A 15,112-nucleotide genomic window follows, 5' to 3' on the forward strand; every position below is an offset into this window, starting at 1 on the left:
CCGCCACGGATCAATCCCGGGCGATCCGCCCGTCCGCGACCTTGACCATATCGGCCCGTCCGTCCAGCTCGCCGAACAGGGCCGGGTCGGCCCCCGTCATCCAGACCTGCCCCTGCAGGGCTTCGAGGGCATCGAAGAGCCCGGCGCGCCGGCGCGGATCGAGATGGGCCGCGACCTCGTCGAGCAGGATCACGGGCGCCAGGCCGCTCATGGCCTGGACCAGGCGGGCATGGGCGAGGACGAGGCCGATGAGGAGTGCCTTCTGCTCGCCGGTGGAGGCAGTGGCGGCGGGCACGTCCTTCGGGCCGTGGCGGACCACGAGGTCGCTGGTCTGCGGTCCGCTCAGGGTCCGGCCGGCGGCGCGGTCGCGGCTGCGGCCCTGGCGAAGGGCCATGCGGAAGCGGTCCTCGGCTTCGATCGCGGGCCAGACCGCCACGAGGTCGTCGAGGTCGCCTTCCAGGCGCAGGCCGGCCCAGGGAAAGGGCTGGGCATCGTCACGGGTCTCGGCGATGAGCCGATCCAGACGCTCAGCAGTCTCGCGCCGGGCCAGCGCCACGGCGACGCCGAGCTCGGCCACCTCGCGCTCGATCGCGTCGAGCCATTGGCCATCGTTGGGCCGCTCGTCGAGCAGGCGGTTGCGCGAGCGCAGGGCGCGCTCCATCGCGTTGACGCGGGCGCCGTGGCTCGCATCCACCGCGAGGACGAGGCGGTCGAGAAAGCGGCGCCGGTCACCGGCCGGGCCGCGAAACAGGCCATCGAGATCCGGGGTCAGCCAGACCACCCGGAGGAACTCCGAGAAGGCCACGGGCGAGGGCGCGGTGGCCCCGTCGATCCGGCACAGGCGGGCGGCGCGGCCGTCGAGGCCGGGCGGTTCGTAGCCGGTGCCGATCCGATGCTCGGTCTCATCCCCCGCCAGGGTCATGGACACGGCGAAGCCGCCCGGCCCGCCGGTCCGCGGCATCGCCGAAAGGTCGGCGCGGCGCAGGCCGCGTCCCGGCGAGAACAGCGAGATTGCTTCCAAAAGGTTGGTCTTGCCGGCCCCGTTCTCGCCCACCAGGGCGACGAAGCGACGGTCGACCGCGAGGTCGAGGTCGGCGTGGTTCCGGAAGTCGCGGCAGATCAGACGGGTGAGACGCACCCGCCTGCCCTTAGCCGATCACCCGCGGCCTGTCTCGCACCGCGACGCCACGAGCGGCGATCACACCCGCATCGGCATCAGCACGTAGAGGGCGGCGGCGCCCTCGCGGTCCTGGATCAGGGTCGGGGAGCCCGGATCGGCCAGCTTGAAGAGGGCGGTGTCGCCCTCGAGCTGACTCGTGATGTCGAGGAGGTAGCGGGCGTTGAAGCCGATATCGAGGGCGGGGGCGTCGTAATCGACGTCGAGTTCCTCGGTGGCGCTGCCGGAATCGGGGTTGTTCACCGAGAGGGCGAGGCGGCCCTCCTGCACGGCGAGCTTCACCGCCCGGCCGCGCTCCGAAGAGATCGTCGAGACGCGATCGACGGCCTTGGCGAAGACGTCGCGCTCGACAGTGAGGAACTTGTCGTTGCCTGACGGGATCACGCGCTGGTAATCCGGGAAGGTCCCGTCGATCAGCTTCGAGATCAGCACCACACCGCTGGCGAACTTGAAGCGGATCTTGGCCGGCGACAGGTCGATCTCGACGCTCTCGCCGCCATCCTCCACCAGCTTGATGATCTCGGCCACCGCCTTGCGGGGCACGATGATCCCCGGCATGTCGCGGCTGCCCTCGGGCGCCTCGATCTCGACGCGGGCGAGGCGGTGCCCGTCGGTGGCGACGCCGCGCATGCGCAGGGTCCCTTCGACCTCGATGGTGTGGAGATAGATGCCGTTGAGATAGTAGCGCGTCTCTTCCGTCGAAATCGCGAACTGCGTCTTCTCGATCAGGCGCTTCAGATCGGAGGCCGCGATCACGAAGCGGGTCGGCAGCTCGCCGGCCGCGAGATCGGGGAAATCCCCCTCGGGCAGGGCGCCGAGCGAGAAGCGCGAACGCCCCGAACGGATGGTCATCTGCCCGGTCTCGCCGCTGGTCTCGAGTGAGACCTGGGCGCCGTCCGGCAGCTTGCGCACGATGTCGTAGATGACGTGGGCGGGCACCGTGGTGGCGCCGGCATCCACCACGTCGGCCGGAATGGTCTCCGTCACCTCGATGTCGAGGTCGGTCGCCCGCAGCTCCAGGCTGCCCGCATCGCAGCGGAGGAGGACGTTGGACAGGATCGGGATGGTATTGCGGCGCTCCACCACGCGGTGCACGTGGCCGAGCGACCGAAGAAGGGCCGCACGCTCGACAGTGACTCTCATGGTCTGAACTCGTGGTCTCTCGTCGGACGTCGCCGGAACGGGCGCGATCGAAGCGCTCCGGTTCCACGTGCGCCCTGGCACCGTGGCCGTCGAACTTGGCGAAGCCTCCGGGCGAACGCAAGTGCGAGAGGCCGGCTATCCGCGGATGTTTCGGGGCGTCGCATGACGGCGCGACACCCCGGCGCGCTCAATCCTGCAGCATGCGCTTCAGGAGCTCGACCTCGTCGTTCAGGACGTTGTCCTCGCCGATCAGCTTGTCGATCTTGCGCACGGCGTGCAGCACGGTGGTGTGGTCGCGCCCGCCGAAGCGGCGGCCGATCTCGGGCAGCGAGCGCAGGGTGAGCACCTTCGACAGGTACATCGCGATCTGGCGCGGCTTGACCACGGCGGCGGTGCGCCGCTCGGACAAGATGTCGGAGCGCGAGACGTTGTAGCGCGAGGCCACCAGCTTCTGGATGTCCTCGATCTTGATGCGCTTGGGCTCGCGGTTCTTCACGAGATCGCGGATCGCCGTCTCGGCGGTCTCCATGGTCACGGCCGTGCCCGTGAGGGTGGCGTGGGCCAGGAGCCGGTTCACGGCGCCTTCGAGATCGCGACCATTGGCCGTGATCGCCCGGGCGACGTAGGTGGCCACCGTCGGAGACACCTCGAAGTTCGGATGCGAGACCTGCACCGCGGCCAGGCGCGCCGAGAGGATCGAGGCGCGCAGCTGCTCGTCGAGGCTGCCGATCTCCACCACGAGTCCACCGGCCAGGCGCGAGCGCACGCGCTCCTCCAGGGCTTCGAGCTCGGTGGGCGGACGGTCCGAGGCGACGACCACCTGGCGGCCGGCATCGATCAACGCGTTGATGGTGTGGCCGAACTCGGCCTGGATCGACTTGCCCTGGATGAACTGGACGTCGTCGAGGATGAGGAGGTCGATGGCGCGCAGGCGCTCCTTGAAGGCCAGCGCGTTCTGGGTCTTCAGCGCGTTGACGAAGCCGTACATGAAGCGGTCGGCGGTGAGGTAGATCACCCGGCGGCCGGATTCCCGGGCGGCATGGCCGATGCCGTGGAGGAGGTGGGTCTTGCCCAGGCCGACGCCGGCATGGAAGTAGAGCGGGTTGTAGAGAGCACCCTGGCCGTCGTGGCGGGCGACGCGCTCGGCGGCGGCGTGGGCCAGGGCGTTCGAACGGCCGACGACGAAGCTCGCGAAGGTCAGGCGGTTGTCGAGGGGGGCGCCGTTGAGGTCGCCGCCGGCCTCGCCGCGCGGGGCCTGGGCCGACTCGCCCTCGGAGACGTTCAGGCCGTCCCCGTGCGACGGCATCGCCGAGCCGGCGGCCTGGAGTCGGGCGAGGGGGCTCGCGGCGCTGCTCGCCGTCTTCGGGACGCTGGGAACGGGGCGGGCCGCGGCGGAGGGACCCCGTACCGAGACGTCGAGGCGCGACACGGTCTCGACCTCGCTGCGGAAGGTGTTCAGCACCCGGTCGAGGTAGTGGGATTCGATCCAGCTCTTGAGGAATCGGGTGGGCACCGTGAGGCGGGCGGTTCCGTCCAGGACCTCCACCAGTTCGAGGCGGGCGAACCAGCTCGCGAACACATCCTCGCCCAATTCCGCCCGCAGGCGCCGCTTCACCCGGGCCCAGGCAGCCACCGTATCGGGACCGCTCACGCCGCTCATGCCCATCTCGGCATTGCCGGACACGCTACCGTCGACATGCATCATCGCTCTCCTCGTCCCGAGAGCGGAGGGCCGCCACCGGTACGTACGCACACTTGACTGACGTTGCGCCCCGCGAGGCATTCGCGAGACCCATATTGCCGGACCAGAGTCAACTGCCTCCGGGAAGGCTTTTGTCGATGAAGCAAGCCTATCAACAATAAGCTACGGTTCTCCTAACAACGGGACTTACGGGGATAGCTAAAATTGCAGCAATTCCGACGCGGGGTTCGGGTGCCGAGTCCAGGCGAGGCTCCCACCTTGTGTACGATTCGCCTTGGACTCGCCGTAACCGGGTATTTGTTGGTTCATCGTGACACATCGTTAAGCTACACTCGCCCTCGACGGGTCGCAACAAGACAGATTCCAGTTAGCGTTAACGCCGTGTCACCGGATCTGTCCCGATTCGGGCGTGTAAGGGGCGTCGTCTCGCATGGTCTCGGTCGCGGCGGGCGCGTGCTCCGCGCAAGGGCCGCAGAAGCCGAAACGAAAAAAGCCCGGCATCGCTGCCGGGCTTTTTCGCGTCTCTGCTGGAAGGATGGCTCAGGCGGCGAGCGCCTTCACCCGCGCGGCGAGGCGCGAGACCTTCCGGGAGGCGTTGTTCTTGTGCACGATGCCGTGCTGGGCGGCCCGCATGATCTCGGGCTCGGCGGCGCGGAGGGCGGTCAGCGCGTTGGACTGATCACCGGCGGCGATGGCCTCCTCGACCTTGCGGACGAAGGTGCGCATACGGCTGCGACGCGAGCGGTTGACCGCGGTGCGCTTCGCAATCTTGCGGGTCATTTTCTTGGCCGACACGGTGTTGGCCATGGGGCATCCTCGTCACGTTTGAGGCGATCGCGACGGGCCCGCGGGCTTGAGTGTCGGTGGATCGCGTGCAGGTTGTTCGGGCAATGGCGAAGCCGACGATCGCGGAGTGCGCGTCCGTCGGCGATGTGGGCTCTATAGCCACGCGTTGCCGATCCGTCAACGGAACGTCATCGTGCCGTCGTCGGTTCGGCGCCCAGGGGGGCTGTCGACGCGCCACCCGAGCGCGAGAGGAGAGCGGATGCGGAGCGAGGCGGATCGGGCGCGGATCGCGCGGCATCGACCCCAATCGGGCATGGCGACCCCGCGATTCTCGGGGCTCGCCAGTTTCATGCGCCTGCCCGTGATCGACCCGTCCGAAGCTCCGTGGCGAATCGATATCGGCCTCATCGGCATTCCCTTCGACGGCGCGACCACCAACCGGCCCGGCGCGCGGCTCGGTCCGCGCGGCGTGCGCGAGGCCTCCACCGGCACCCGCGCCCGGAACGCGGCCACCGGCGTGGCACCCTACGACCTCGCGGCCTGCGCCGATCTCGGCGACGTTCCCGTCAATCCCGTCGACGTGGCCGCCACGGCCCGGGCCATCGAGGCCTTCTACCGGCCCCTGGCGGATGCCCGGATCGTTCCGCTCTCGGTCGGGGGCGACCACTTCGTCACCTACCCGGTGCTCCGGGCCCTCGGAGGAGCGCGTCCCGTCGGCCTGATCCACATCGATGCCCACGGCGACACCGATGACGCGCAGTACGACGGCACGCGCCTGACCCACGGCACCCCGTTCCGCCGCGCCATCGAGGACGGCGTCCTCGATCCCCGCCGGATGGTGCAGATCGGCCTGCGCGGCAGTACTGATTCGGCGGACGAGCTCGACTGGGCCCTGGCCCAGGGCGTACGCATCCTGCCGATGGAGGCGGTGATCGATCGCGGCCTGCCAGCGGTCCTGGCCGAGGCCCGCGCCGTGATCGGCCCCTTGCCGGCCTACCTGAGCTTCGACATCGACGCCCTCGATCCCGCCTATGCCCCCGGCACCGGCACGCCTGAGATGGGCGGGTTCACGGCCCGCGAGGCACTGCAGATCGTGCGCGGGTTGCGCGGCCTGGATCTCGTGGGTGCCGATGTGGTCGAGGTCGCACCGCCCCTTGATCCCTCCGGTGTGACGGCGCTCGCGGGGGCGACTCTTGCCTTCGAGATCCTCTGTCTCCTCGCCGAGGCGGTCGAGGCACGCAGATCGGGTTGAGCGAGCGGCCGACACACGGATGTCCGGCGGACCGGTCGAGAACCCTCTCGCGCTGAATCGCCGGGAACGAACCGAATCGGTGCTCACCGACGAGAATGGGACGCGGGCAAGCCTGGATATTAGTCTGACAGCGGGCGTGCGCGACCTCAGGCGAGCGCAGACCCGCACCCTCCCGGGCCCGGCGCCGCATCGGACACTGGTTCGAACGGTTGACCTGAGCGGTCCCGGCGCAGAGCCTGCGCCGACCGATTCACCCGGAAGGTCTGCCGCTTGGAACCCGATCTCACGCTCTACCACGCCCCCCAGACGCGATCCTCCGGCGTGCGCATCCTGCTCGAGGAACTCGCCGCGCCGCACACGCTGGACGTTCTGGACCTGCCGTCGGGACGGGGGCGGGAGCCCGAGTACCTGCGGATCAATCCCCTGGGGAAGGTGCCGGCCCTGCGCCACGGCGAGGCGCTGATCACCGAGCAGGCGGCGATCTACCTCTACCTGGCCGACCTGTTTCCCGAGCGGGGCCTCGCTCCGCCCATCGGCGACCCGCTGCGCGGGCCGTACCTGCGCTGGATGGTCTTCTATGGCTCGACCTTCGAGCTGGCAGTGGTCGACCGGGCACTTCAGCGCGAGCCCGGTCCCAGGGCGATGTCGCCCTACGGCGACTTCGACGCGGTGCTGGGGACGGTAGTCGAGGCCCTGACGCCGGGCCCCTATCTCCTCGGTGACCGGCACTCCGCCGCCGATGTGCTGTGGGGCGCCGCGCTCAGCTGGACCACGAGCTTCAAGCTGGTGCCGGAAGAGCCCGCGATCATGGCCTACCTCGCCCGCATCAACGCCCGTCCGGCGGTCCGCAAGATCATGGCGGCCGAGGCCGCTCTCTCGGCGGAGCTGGAAGCGGCGCGGGCCTGAGCGAGGGGCCGCCCCCGTGCAGGAGAAGGGATACGGCCGGACGCTCAGCCCGGCGGCAGTGCCGCTCCGCTGCCCCGGGCCACCATCTCCTGCGGGGGAACGTCCGCCGCGAAGGCGGCGATCAGGTGAACGCCGATCACCGGGCCGAACACCAGTGTCATCATCACGGCCATGATCAGCGCGACGCTGGCGTCGCCCGGCGTGGAACGCCGTGTCCTGGGCCGGCGCGCCTTGACGCGCACGAGCTTGGAGCCATCCGCGCGGCGGAAGCTGAGGGTCCGCACGGGCGCCACGGCGACGCGCAGGCGTGGAAAGGCATTCGAGAAGGTCATGGGCTCACCTCGTTCGACCGGGCCATCGGGGCCGGTCGCGGGCGAGCCGGATCAAGCGATCAGGCGCGGGTCTCGCGGAGGGCCATCGGCGGCGCGGTCCATCGACTACTGTCGCTGGGCATTGGGGTCGGGAGTTCCTGTGGAGTTGCGCGGGCGAGCGGATCTGCTGCACGTGCGAACGACGCCGAAATGATGCGGCGAGAGGCGTTAGTCAAGCCTTAACGCGCCAGCCCGCGATCGGCTCCGCGCGCTTGTCCCGCGCCTGTGGATCAGACGTCGAGGAGGTGGGCGAAACGCTGGATCAGGCGGCGGCCGACCTCGTCCTTGTCGAGGATCGGCCAGGTCTCGACGGTGCCGTCGCGCCCGACCAGATGGACGGTGTTGGCGGTGCCGCCCATCACTCCGCCGGCCGGCGACACGTCGTTGGCGACGATGAGGTCGCAACCCTTGCGGGCGATCTTGGCGCGGGCGTTCTCGAGAACCCGGTCGGTCTCCGCCGCAAAGCCGACGACGAGGCGGGGGCGCCCGGCCGAGCGTCCCGCGATGGTGGCGAGGATGTCGGGGTTCTCGACCAGGGCGAGGGGCGCCGGCGCGGAGCCGTCCTTCTTGATCTTGGACGCGCGCGTCTCGGCCGGTCGCCAGTCGCCGACGGCGGCGGCGAAGATGGCGAGGTCGGCGGGGAGGGCGGCCTCCACCGCCGCCAGCATCGCGCGGGCGGTTTCGACCGGGACCACCTGCACACCGGGCGGGTGGGGAATCGCCACCGGCCCGGAGACCAGGATGACCGTCGCGCCGGCCGCCGCCGCGGCGGCCGCGATGGCATGGCCCTGGCGCCCGGAGGAGCGGTTGGCGAGGTAGCGCACGGGGTCGATCGGCTCGTGGGTCGGCCCGGAGGTGACGAGCACGCGCCGGCCGGCCAAGGGGCCGGACGCCGCCTCGGCGGTCGCGCCGCGCCCCGCCAGGAAGCCGAAGCCCGAGGCTGGACGGGCCTCCGCCAGCATCGTCTCCACCGCGTCGGCGATCTCGGCGGGCTCGGCGAGGCGGCCGGGCCCGAACTCCGCTTCGGCCATGGCGCCTTCATTGGGACCGACGACGCGGACGCCGTCGCCGCGCAGGGTCGCGAGATTGCGCTGCGTGGCCGGGTGCTGCCACATCCGCACGTTCATCGCGGGCGCGATCAGGATCGGCAGGGTCGTGGCCAACAGCACCGTGGCGGCGAGGTCGGACGAATCGCCCGTGGCCATGCGGGCCATCAGGCTGGCGGTGGCCGGCGCGACCACGATGGCGTCCGCGTCCCGGGCAAGCTTGATGTGACCGATGTCGGCTTCCTCGGCCCGGTCGAACAGGTCCGTATGGGCGCGTTCACCGGCGAGGGCCGCCGCCGCCAGGGGCGTCACGAATTCCTGGGCCCCCTTGGTCAGGAGCGGGCGCACCTGTGCCCCGCGCTCGCGCAGGCGCCGGATCAGGTCCAGCGCCTTGTAGGCGGCGATGCCGCCCCCGATGACGAGGAGGATGCGGCGGTTCTGGAGCGGGCGGGTCATGGTCGAACCCCTCGGGAGGCGAGCCTGACGGAGCGTTGCAAGGCAGGCTACCGGAACGCCATCACCAGCGCACCGATGGCGATGCCCCACAGGGCCACCGTCGACCAGATCGCGCGCTTGCGCTCGGCCCGGGCGAAGGCGTCGAGGCGACCGGCGTCGCTGGAACCCCGCTCGTCGAGGCGCACCAGGATGCGGCGCAGGCGCTGGGCGAGGTCGGGGAGGTCCGAGACCACGTCGGTGATGGTCAGAGCGGCGCGGCCGAGGCTCTCGACACGGCCCACCGGCCCGAGGTTGCGGGCGATCCAGGAGCGCACCACGGGCTCCGCGCCGGTCCACATGTCGAGTTGCGGATCGAGCGAGCGGGCGACGCCCTCGACCACCACCATGGTCTTCTGCAGCATCACCAGTTCGGTGCGGGTGCTCATGTCGAACAGGGCGGTGATGTCGAACAGCAGGGTGAGCACCTTGGCCATCGAGATCTCGTCGGCCTTGCGCTGATGGATCGGCTCGCCGATCGCTCGGATCGCCTGGGCGAAATCCTCGACCGAATGGTGCGCCGGCACGTAGCCGGCCTCGAAATGCACCTGGGCCACGCGCTTGTAGTCGCGCAGGATGAAGCCGAGCAGGATCTCGGCGAGGAAGCGCCGCTCCATGTGCCCGAGCCGGCCCATGATGCCGAAATCGACGGCCACGAGCGTTCCGGTCGGATCGACGAACAGGTTCCCCGGATGCATGTCGGCGTGGAAGAAGCCGTCCCGGATGGCGTGGCGCAGGAACGACTGGATCACGGCCCGGCCGAGGGCCTTCGGGTCGTGTCCGGCCGCCACGATGGCGGCGCGGTCGTTGAGGCGGATGCCCTCGATCCACTCGCTGGCGAGCACGTCGCGGGCGGTCAGCTCCCAGTCGGGCTTCGGCACGCGGAAATCCGCGTCGTCCCGGGTGTTCTGCGCCAGCTCGGACATCGCGGCCGCTTCGAGCCGGAAGTCCATCTCCATCATCACGGAGCGGGCGAGGATCTCCACCACCTCGCGGGGGCGCAGGCGCTCGGCCTTGGGCGAGAGCACATGGACCACGCGGGCCATGAAGCGCATGACCTGGAGGTCGCGCTGGAAGCGCTCGCGCACGCCCGGGCGCATGATCTTGATCGCCAGCACGCGCTCGTTGCCGTCGAGGTCCAGGCAATGGGCCTTGTGGACCTGCGCGATCGAAGCCGCCGCGATGGGCGGGCTGAACGAGACGAAGAGATGCGCCACCGGCTTGCCGAGCGCCGCCTCGACCAGGCGGATCGCGGTCTCCTGCGGGAACGGGGGGACACGGTCCTGCAGGGTCTCGAGGTCGCGGGCCGCCGCCATGCCGACGATGTCGGGGCGGGTGGCGAGGAACTGGCCGAACTTGACGTAGCTCGGCCCGAGGCGCGTCAGGGCGCGCTGGAGCGGGCCGGCGCCGACCCCCAGGCCGCGACGCTCCAGCATCCGGCCGATCCGCAGGACGAAACGCAGGTGCGGCGGAAGCTCGGCAGAATCCACCAGCGCGAGCGCGCCTTCGCGGGCGAGCACGAAGCCGACATGCGCGCCCCGGACCAGGTGAACGACGGCGCCGAGCATCAGGCGGCCCGCGTCGTCACGAAACCCGCCGTCACGAGACCTTCCAGCCCGAATGGATCGCCACGATGCCGCCCGTCAGGGGCCGATGGCTGACGTGCCGGAACCCGGCCGCCTCGATCATGCCGGCGAAACGCCCGGGGGAGGGGAACTTGCGGATCGATTCCACGAGGTAGCGGTAGGAATCCGCGTCGCCGGCCACGCGCGCGCCGAGGCGCGGGATCACGTGGAACGAGTAGGCGTCGTAGATCCGGTCGAGCACCGGGAGGTCGACCTTCGAGAATTCGAGGCAGAGGAACCGGCCGCCGGGCTTCAGGACCCGGTGCGCCTCGGCGAGCGCCTTGTCGATCCGGGGTACGTTCCGAATGCCGAAGGCGATGGTGTAGGCATCGAACCGCTCCGCCGGGAGCGGCAGCGCCTCGGCATTGGCCGTGACGAAGTCGATGCGCCCGGTGAAGCGGTCCCCGGCCCGCTCGGCGCCGACGCGCAGCATGGCCTCGTTGATGTCGAGCACGGTGGTGTGCGTCGCGGGGCCGCCGGCCTCCAGGGCGCGGAACGCGATGTCGGCCGTGCCGCCGGCGACGTCGAGGTGCCGGAAGGGCCGGTTGCGCGGCGGCCGCAGCATCGAGATGAGGTGCGACTTCCAGGCGCGGTGCAGTCCACCCGACATCAGGTCGTTCATGAGGTCGTAGCGCTTGGCGACGGAGCGGAAGACGTCGTCGACGCGCCCCTGCTTCTCGTCGAGGGACACGCTTTCGAAGCCGAAATGCGTGCTCGCCTCGTCCGCGGATTGATCGACCGACCGTTTCACCGAACTCATGGACCACCCTCTCGCGGACGCTCATAGCGAAACGTGGCCGAAATCGCCATCTGCCATCCGAGCCCAGTCCCCATCGGCGACGCCGCACGTGCCCCATCGGCGATGCCGCACCGAAGACACCGATCGAACGCATGCCCGAACTCCCGGAAGTCGAAACCGTACGGCTCGGCCTCGCCCCGGCCCTGGTGGGGTCCCGCTTCAGCCGCGTGATCCTGCGGCGTCCGAACCTGCGCTTCCCGTTCCCCGACCGCTTCGCCGAGCGCCTGGAGGGCCGCACGGTCACGGACCTCGCCCGTCGGGCGAAGTACCTCGTGGCCGGTCTCGATTCGGGAGAGTCGCTGATCATGCATCTCGGCATGAGCGGGCGCTTCGACGTGGCCCTGCCGGACGGGCGCAATCTCTCACCCGGCGATTTCTACCTCGAGGGCGCACAGGGCAACGCCAAGCACGACCATGTCGTCATGGCGATGTCGAACGGCGCCACCGTGACCTACAACGACGTCCGGCGCTTCGGTTTCATGGATCTCGTTCCGACCCCCGCCCTGGGCGAGAGCCGGCACTTCACCGGCATGGGGATCGAACCCCTGAGCGAGGCCCTGACCGCGGACGCCGTCGCGCGCCTGTTCCGCAACAGGATGACGCCGCTGAAGGCCGCCCTCCTGGACCAGCGACTGATCGCCGGTCTCGGCAACATCTACGTCTGCGAAGCCCTTCATCGGGCGGGGCTGCACCCCGAGATGCGGGCGGGACAACTCGCCAGACCGGACGGGACGCCGACACCGAAGGCCCGGCGGCTCGCTAAGGTCATCGGCGAGGTTCTGACCGAGGCCGTGGCGGCCGGAGGATCGACCCTGCGCGATTACGCCCATACCGATGGCGGCAGCGGCGCGTTCCAACACGCGTTCCGGGTCTACGACCGGGTCGGTCACCGTTGTGGAGCGCGGGAATGTACTGGCACGATCGAGCGGATCGTCCAATCCGGGCGATCGACATTCTTTTGCGCGACTTGCCAGATCCGTCCGACAAAATAACGGGGGATGATGACGTGCCGCACCTTCGTTCGGGAAATGCTCAGACCTGGCTCGTTAAAGCTCATTTCGTAAATGGATGCGAACATGATGTCCGGCGAATGGGCATCCGGTTCTTCGGAAGACTGTCCGTCCAACTACACGATGAGCGCTTTCAGCCCGATGCAATCGGCTGGGCCCGGCACCCCGGAGGTGCCGGGCCCAGCCGGTCGGGTTCGCCGGTCCGCTGGAATTCAGGGCACGCATGTACCCCAAAGCGAGCAACGAAGCCGAGCGCCTGAGGGCGCTGCAGGATCTCGACATCCTGCAAGCGGAACCCGAACCGCATTTCGACGCCATCTGCCGCACGGCGGCGGTCCTGTTCGGCATGCCGATCTCCTACGTCTCGCTGATCGCGGCAGACCACCAGCACTTCCTGGCCAAGTGTGGCCTCGACCTCGACGAGACGGCGCGCGAGGGCGCATTCTGCAACTACGCCATCCTGTCGGACGACGTGTTCGTGGTGGAGGATGCCTGGGCGGATCCGCGCTTTCGCGAGAGCCCCCTGGTGATCAATCCGCCGCATGTCCGGTTCTACGCGGGCGCCCCGCTCGTCGCCGAGGCCGGGTTGCGCGTCGGCATCCTCTGCGTCGTCGATCAGGTCCCGCGCCGGTTCGCACCGGAGGATCGCGCGCGGTTGCAAGATCTGGCCTCGGTCGTGGCGGCACAGCTCAGCCTGCATCGGGCGAAGGCCAAGCTGCGGGAGCGCGAGGCCCATTACCGGCTTCTCGCCGAGAACAGCTCCGACATGGTGATCTGGGCCACCCTCGACACCGTGCGCCGCTACGTCTCGCCGGCCTCACGCACCCTCCTGGGCTACGAGGCCGAGGAACTGATCGGCACCCGGCCCCTGGACCAGGTCCATCCCGCCGATGCGGAGGCGTATGGACGGCTCCTGTCCGATCTCGGCGCGGAGCGCGTCACCCGGGCGGTGTCGACCCAGCGCTACCGCCGGAAGGACGGCAACTGGATCTGGGTCGAGGTCAATTTCAACCTGACCTACGATGCCGACGGCGGGCGTGCGACCGGCTACGTGGCCGCGGCGCGCGACATCAGTGCGCGCAAGGAGGCGGAATTCCAGATCGCCCACATGGCACGGCACGACGCCCTGACGGATCTCGCGAACCGGACGCTGTTCCGCGAGCGCCTCGTCCAGGAACTCGCCGTGAGCCAGCGTCGCGGGGCCACCTTCGCCGTTCTCTGTCTCGATCTCGACCGCTTCAAGTTCGTGAACGACACCCTCGGCCACCATGCCGGCGATATCCTGCTGCGGACGGTCGCGAACCGCCTGCGCGCCCTGGTCCGGTCCGAGGACACCGTCGCGCGGATCGGAGGCGACGAGTTCATGATCATCCAGACCGGACCCGTGGTGAGCAGCAGCATCCGGACCCTGGCCCAGCGCCTGATCGAGGTCGTGTCTCAGCCGATCGACGTCGACGGCACCAGCGTCACCGTCGGCGTGAGCGTCGGCGTCGCGATGGCGCCCCAGGACGGGACCGAGCCCGACCTGTTGTGCCGGAATGCCGACCTCGCCCTGTTCCAGGCCAAGGATTCCGGGCGCAACACCTTCCGGCTCTACGAGCCCGGCATGCGCTTCGGTTCGCCCTGACGGGCGGTCACCAGCCCCGGATATCCTCCCCTGTGGGTCGGCGGCCCTGCGGCGTCAGCCCGTTGATGACCTGGGGCAGGGCCTGGGCGAGCTGCGACAGCAGGTTGTCCCGGTCCAGGCCGGTGCGCTGTTGAAGGGCGTTCACCGTGTCGGAACCGAGGGCGTCGGCAAGACGATCGGGCGCCACGGGACGATTCTCGCCGGAGCCGATCCAGGATTCCATGACGTCGCCGAGGCCCCCGCGCTGGAAGCGGTCGATCAGCCCGTCGAGCCCGCTGCGGCCGTCCTGCGCCTCGTGATCGAGATGCGCGTAGGGCCCCGCACCGGCGCTGCGATCCTGAGGGGCCGAGGCACGGTCGCCAGGGCCGTCGAGCATCCCGGACAGGTCGCTGAAATCGCCTTCGCGTCCGGGCAGGGGCGAGGCGTCTTCGCCCCGATCGCGGCCGTAGCCCGGCTCCGGGCCGCGGTCCTGGCCGAAGCCGCCGATGTCACCCCCGTCATCGCCGCGGGGCGGGCGGCCCTCGTCGTGACGGCCGCCGCCCAGGAGATCCCCGAGGCCGCCGGCACCCTTCGACATCAGCAGCATCAAGAGGGCCTGAACGATCGGCGACATCGCCCCGCCGAGCATGCCGCCACTTGAGCCGCCACTCGGGCCGCCGCTCCGCTCGGGCTCGCGCCCGCCGCCGAGCACCTGTCCGAGAACGCCGCCGATGACTTGATCGAGCAGGCCCATATGCGCTTCTCCCCTGTGTCGATGAATGGTGGCGGCCCCGCGCCGACGCCTCAGTCGCGGCGCGTTCCACCCGTGGCCGCGCGATCCTTCGCCGGAAGGTGGTCCAGCGGGTTCGTACGCGCACCCGGCTTTGCGTCCGATGCGGTGACGGCGGTCGGGGCGGAGATCGCCTTCGGCGGCGCGACCTGGCCAGTCGGCCGCTCGGCGGCGCCGGCCGCGGTGTCGCGGCCGGGCAGGGTGCCGGGCGTCGGCTGATCGTTGGGATTGGCCACCGACTGTGCCGAGGCCGGCCGCAGGCTCGCGGGCCCGACGAGCAGGCCGACGGCGCCCGAGAGGGCGAGGCCCGACAGGAACAGGGCGGTGATCGCACCGCCGGCGCGGGGCCGGAAGGCCGGGCGGCCTGCCCGGGAGCGGGGCGAGAATGGGTGGGTCACGGGACAGGC

At 70.1% G+C, this 15,112-nt stretch carries 14 protein-coding genes; 4 read left to right on the forward strand and 10 right to left on the reverse strand.

The features are described from left to right. Positions 1-10: 10 nt before the first annotated feature. The 4 genes from recF to rpsT all read right to left on the reverse strand — a co-directional run bounded on the left by recF (position 11) and on the right by rpsT (position 4,829). Positions 11-1,138 (reverse strand): DNA replication/repair protein RecF, encoded by a 1,128-nt coding sequence (gene recF, locus AC6EUL_RS11255; protein WP_056492889.1) that lies wholly within the window; start codon positions 1,136-1,138, stop codon positions 11-13. 60 nt (positions 1,139-1,198) lie between these two features. Then, entirely contained in the window at positions 1,199-2,320 is a 1,122-nt protein-coding gene (dnaN, locus tag AC6EUL_RS11260; RefSeq protein WP_056492886.1) for a DNA polymerase III subunit beta, read from the reverse strand. Between the two features lie 187 nt (positions 2,321-2,507). After that, positions 2,508-4,022: a chromosomal replication initiator protein DnaA gene (dnaA, locus tag AC6EUL_RS11265; RefSeq protein ID WP_056223003.1), complete on the reverse strand. Its 1,515-nt coding sequence runs from the start codon at positions 4,020-4,022 to the stop codon at positions 2,508-2,510. 540 nt (positions 4,023-4,562) lie between these two features. After that, positions 4,563-4,829, reverse strand: coding sequence for a 30S ribosomal protein S20 (gene rpsT / locus AC6EUL_RS11270; RefSeq protein ID WP_055951936.1), 267 nt, complete (start codon positions 4,827-4,829; stop codon positions 4,563-4,565). Between the two features lie 238 nt (positions 4,830-5,067). Here rpsT and speB point away from each other — a divergent pair, with 238 nt between their 5' ends. Next, the gene (gene speB, locus AC6EUL_RS11275; protein WP_499870106.1) at positions 5,068-6,060 is read left to right on the forward strand and encodes an agmatinase; all 993 of its coding nucleotides are present in this window, start codon (positions 5,068-5,070) and stop codon (positions 6,058-6,060) included. Positions 6,061-6,330: 270 nt separating this feature from the next. After that, positions 6,331-6,966 carry a glutathione S-transferase family protein gene (locus AC6EUL_RS11280; protein WP_499870108.1) on the forward strand — a complete coding sequence of 212 codons (636 nt, stop codon included), beginning with the start codon at positions 6,331-6,333 and terminating at the stop codon, positions 6,964-6,966. 44 nt (positions 6,967-7,010) lie between these two features. On the opposite strand, the gene AC6EUL_RS11285 is transcribed toward AC6EUL_RS11280, so the two are convergent. From AC6EUL_RS11285 to ubiE, 4 genes are all read right to left on the reverse strand, one after another. Beyond that, positions 7,011-7,298, reverse strand: a complete 288-nt coding sequence (locus AC6EUL_RS11285) for a hypothetical protein (RefSeq protein ID WP_244480013.1) — start codon at positions 7,296-7,298, stop codon at positions 7,011-7,013. Positions 7,299-7,567: 269 nt separating this feature from the next. Next, entirely contained in the window at positions 7,568-8,839 is a 1,272-nt protein-coding gene (coaBC, locus tag AC6EUL_RS11290) for a bifunctional phosphopantothenoylcysteine decarboxylase/phosphopantothenate--cysteine ligase CoaBC (protein WP_499870110.1), read from the reverse strand. A gap of 47 nt (positions 8,840-8,886) precedes the next feature. Further along, positions 8,887-10,443, reverse strand: coding sequence for a 2-polyprenylphenol 6-hydroxylase (gene ubiB / locus AC6EUL_RS11295; protein ID WP_056351134.1), 1,557 nt, complete (start codon positions 10,441-10,443; stop codon positions 8,887-8,889). Positions 10,444-10,474: 31 nt separating this feature from the next. Continuing rightward, positions 10,475-11,260: a bifunctional demethylmenaquinone methyltransferase/2-methoxy-6-polyprenyl-1,4-benzoquinol methylase UbiE gene (gene ubiE, locus AC6EUL_RS11300; protein ID WP_056222692.1), complete on the reverse strand. Its 786-nt coding sequence runs from the start codon at positions 11,258-11,260 to the stop codon at positions 10,475-10,477. A 131-nt stretch (positions 11,261-11,391) separates the two neighbouring features. On the opposite strand from ubiE, the gene mutM reads away from it, so the two are divergent. Both mutM and AC6EUL_RS11310 read left to right on the forward strand, forming a co-directional pair. After that, positions 11,392-12,291 carry a bifunctional DNA-formamidopyrimidine glycosylase/DNA-(apurinic or apyrimidinic site) lyase gene (gene mutM, locus AC6EUL_RS11305; protein WP_499870113.1) on the forward strand — a complete coding sequence of 300 codons (900 nt, stop codon included), beginning with the start codon at positions 11,392-11,394 and terminating at the stop codon, positions 12,289-12,291. Positions 12,292-12,532: 241 nt separating this feature from the next. Beyond that, complete coding sequence (locus AC6EUL_RS11310) at positions 12,533-13,936, forward strand: sensor domain-containing diguanylate cyclase (RefSeq protein WP_244472647.1); 1,404 nt, start codon at positions 12,533-12,535, stop codon at positions 13,934-13,936. A 7-nt stretch (positions 13,937-13,943) separates the two neighbouring features. On the opposite strand, the gene AC6EUL_RS11315 is transcribed toward AC6EUL_RS11310, so the two are convergent. Further along, positions 13,944-14,669 (reverse strand): YidB family protein, encoded by a 726-nt coding sequence (locus tag AC6EUL_RS11315; RefSeq protein WP_056380711.1) that lies wholly within the window; start codon positions 14,667-14,669, stop codon positions 13,944-13,946. 50 nt (positions 14,670-14,719) lie between these two features. Continuing rightward, on the reverse strand, positions 14,720-15,103 hold the full coding sequence (locus tag AC6EUL_RS11320; RefSeq protein ID WP_338011826.1) for a hypothetical protein: 384 nt from the start codon (positions 15,101-15,103) through the stop codon (positions 14,720-14,722). Between the last annotated feature and the right edge of the window lie 9 nt (positions 15,104-15,112).

The sequence above is a fragment of the Methylobacterium sp. 001424705 genome, from assembly GCF_059816145.1.